This window comes from Pseudorhizobium endolithicum, assembly GCF_902153245.2.
Lineage (GTDB): Bacteria > Pseudomonadota > Alphaproteobacteria > Rhizobiales > Rhizobiaceae > Neorhizobium > Neorhizobium endolithicum.
Genome location: NZ_CABFWF030000013.1, coordinates 443,162 through 443,923 on the forward strand (window position 1 = coordinate 443,162; position 762 = coordinate 443,923).

At 63.8% G+C, this 762-nt stretch carries 1 protein-coding gene; it reads left to right on the forward strand.

Annotated features, from left to right (window positions below; all coding sequences use genetic code 11):
- Positions 1-422: 422 nt before the first annotated feature.
- A partial coding sequence (locus RTCK_RS15320) for a hypothetical protein (RefSeq protein WP_185928025.1) occupies positions 423-762 on the forward strand: 340 nt, incomplete at its 3' end.

A 762-nucleotide genomic window follows, 5' to 3' on the forward strand; every position in this document is an offset into this window, starting at 1 on the left:
CCGGAGTCGCGGATAACAACCGCCGAACGGGGCGCTGAGAGGTGCCACATAAACTAACTTTACGAGGCAGCTTTCAGCGCCCCGTCCGATTGAAATTCCGAGATCGCCAAGGGAGGAGTCTGTCTTGCTGCAACATCCCCCTCACCAACAAAATCTGAGGTTTAGCCTTCGGCTAAGCCCTCGATTTTATAACCTCTCCCACGGGGGGAGAGGGAGAGCCGCGGCGGCGCCTCCGCACCATCTCTCCCCTGGTGGGGTGACTGGTCGGCGCAGCCGACGAAACGATCCAGTGAATCGTTTCGAAACACGAACGCCCGAAGCCCCGCGCAGGGCCGGCGATTTCAGCATCTTAGCGTCAGCTAAGTGCTAGAAATCGCAAGTGACGGGTCCTGCAACCACCGCAACCCAACAAGGAGCACCGCATGTCCCACCCCCCGTTCCACACCGCCATTATCCGCCAGACCGCAACCTCGCTTCGTGCGCCTGTCCATTGCCCGCGCCGGGCCTGCCGCCGCGCCGGCGCCTGCCAGGGGACGATCGACGCCCGCTACGAGCCGCCCTGCGTCACCCGCCTGACCGGGGACGACCGGGCCTTCTTCCGTGGCCAGATCGGCCTGTCCGTCCTTGCCGCCAACATCTTCCAGGGAAGGCGGCCGCCCGTCCCGCTGGAGAACAACGAGGAGGCTCCTGCCGATTTCCGCCAGATGCGGGAAGGACGACTGCAGCTCGTTCTGGAAGGTCGTCGGGCGAGCGATGAAATAG